Below are 2,178 nucleotides of genomic sequence, written 5' to 3' on the forward strand. Positions count from 1 at the left end.
CGGCACGCGCGCGCGTGGCCCGTTCCGGTTCCCTGCGCAGCAGACGCAGGGCCGCGAGAGCCGCACCCGCCGCCGCGGGGGCCAGACCGGTGTCGAAGATGAAGGTACGGGCCGCGTTGACCAGGTGGTCGATGACGTGGGCCGGTCCGAGGACCGCGCCGCCCTGGCTGCCGAGCGACTTCGACAGCGTGACGGTGGTGACCACGTCCGGCGCGCCCGAGAGACCCACCGCGTGCGGCCCGCCCCGGCCGCCGTCGCCGAGAACGCCGAGACCGTGTGCGTCGTCCACGAGCAGGGCGGCGCCGGACTCCCGGCAGGCGGCGGCGAGTCCGGTGAGCGGGGCCGCGTCGCCGTCGACCGAGAAGACCGTGTCGCAGACGACGACGGCGGGTCCGGCATGCGTACCCAGAGCCTTGCGCACGGCGTCGGGGTCGGCGTGCGCGACGACCTGGGTGGTGCCGCGCGCGAGACGGCAGCCGTCGATCAGCGAGGCGTGGTTGCCCGCGTCGGAGACGACGAGGGAGCCGTGCGGGGCCAGCGCGGTGACGGCGGCGAGGTTGGCCGCGTACCCCGAGGAGAAGACCAGCGCGGACTCGAACCCGCAGAATTCGGCCAGCTCGCGTTCGAGTTCCGCGTGCAGTTCCGTGGAGCCGCTGACGAGCCGGGAGCCGGTCGCTCCGGCGCCCCAGGTCCGCGCGGCGCTCGCGGCCGCCTCGGTGACCTCGGGGTGCCTCGCCAGGCCCAGATAGTCGTTGCCCGCGAGATCGAGGCGCGGGGGGTCGGCGGGGCGGGGGCGCAGGGTGCGGGCGAGTCCGGCCCGGCGGCGCGCCCGCGCCTGCTCGTCGATCCACTCGAAAGGCGATCCCGACATATGTCCTCCGGGCCATGAGGTGAGGGTGTTCCATGGGGCGCCAACACATGACATTTCGCCTGGGCCGTCCCCACCTGCCTTTTGTAGGCAACGCACAGACCCTAGCCGGACCACCAGCCGCCCATGATGTGGCAATACCCACACGTCGAACGGCCTCTGTTGTCCGGTCCCTCCTTGGCCCGGCACGGTCGGATAGGCCAGGATCGGACCTCATGGACCTGCTGAACACGCTGGTGGACAAGGGGCTTCGGCGAGAGCTGCCGACCCGCGAAGAGGCGCTGGCCGTACTGGCGACCTCCGACGACGAACTCCTCGATGTGGTGGCCGCGGCCGGCAAGGTGCGCCGGCAGTGGTTCGGCCGACGGGTGAAACTCAACTACCTGGTCAACCTGAAGTCGGGCCTGTGCCCGGAGGACTGCTCGTACTGCTCGCAGCGGCTCGGCTCCAAGGCCGGGATCCTGAAGTACACGTGGCTGAAACCCGACCAGGCCTCCGAGGCCGCGGCGGCCGGTCTCGCGGGCGGTGCCAAGCGGGTCTGCCTGGTGGCGAGCGGTCGCGGTCCCACCGACCGTGACGTCGACCGGGTCTCGGACACCATCAAGGCGATCAAGGACCAGAACGAGGGCGTCGAGGTGTGCGCCTGCCTCGGGCTGCTGTCCGACGGTCAGGCCGAGCGGCTGCGCGAGGCGGGCGCGGACGCCTACAACCACAACCTCAACACGTCCGAGTCGACGTACGGGGACATCACGACCACCCACACGTACGCCGACCGCGTCGACACGGTCCAGAAGGCGCACGCTGCGGGCCTGTCCGCCTGCTCGGGGCTGATCGCGGGCATGGGCGAGAGCGACGAGGACCTCGTCGACGTCGTCTACTCGCTGCGCGCGCTCGACCCGGACTCCGTGCCGGTCAACTTCCTGATCCCGGTCGAGGGCACCCCGCTCGCCAAGGAGTGGAACCTCACCCCGCAGCGCTGTCTGCGGATCCTCGCGATGGTCCGGTTCGTCTGCCCGGACGTCGAGGTGCGGATCGCGGGCGGCCGCGAGGTCCATCTGCGCACGATGCAGCCGCTCGCCCTGAACCTGGCCAACTCGATCTTCCTCGGCGACTACCTGACCACCGAGGGCCAGGCCGGCAAGGCCGACCTGGAGATGATCGCGGACGCCGGGTTCGAGGTGGAGGGCACGGGCCAGGTGACGCTTCCGGAGCACCGGGTCGCCGCGGGCGGCGGCTGCGGTTCCCACGCCGAGGCCGGGTGCGGCTCGCACGGGGACGCCGGATGCGGCCCGCACGAGGGCGGCGGCTGC

2 protein-coding genes are annotated in these 2,178 nt (G+C 72.1%); one reads left to right on the forward strand and one right to left on the reverse strand.

The genetic code is table 11. From position 1 onward, the window contains the following. A partial coding sequence (locus tag O3Q52_RS52235; protein WP_269655417.1) for an aminotransferase class I/II-fold pyridoxal phosphate-dependent enzyme occupies positions 1-871 on the reverse strand: 871 nt, incomplete at its 3' end. 212 nt (positions 872-1,083) lie between these two features. On the opposite strand from O3Q52_RS52235, the gene bioB reads away from it, so the two are divergent. Further along, the coding region (gene bioB / locus O3Q52_RS52240; protein WP_269655418.1) for a biotin synthase BioB at positions 1,084-2,178 on the forward strand (1,095 nt) is incomplete at its 3' end.

Source organism: Streptomyces sp. ActVer (genome assembly GCF_027270795.1).
Classification (GTDB): Bacteria; Actinomycetota; Actinomycetes; order Streptomycetales; family Streptomycetaceae; genus Streptomyces; species Streptomyces umbrinus_A.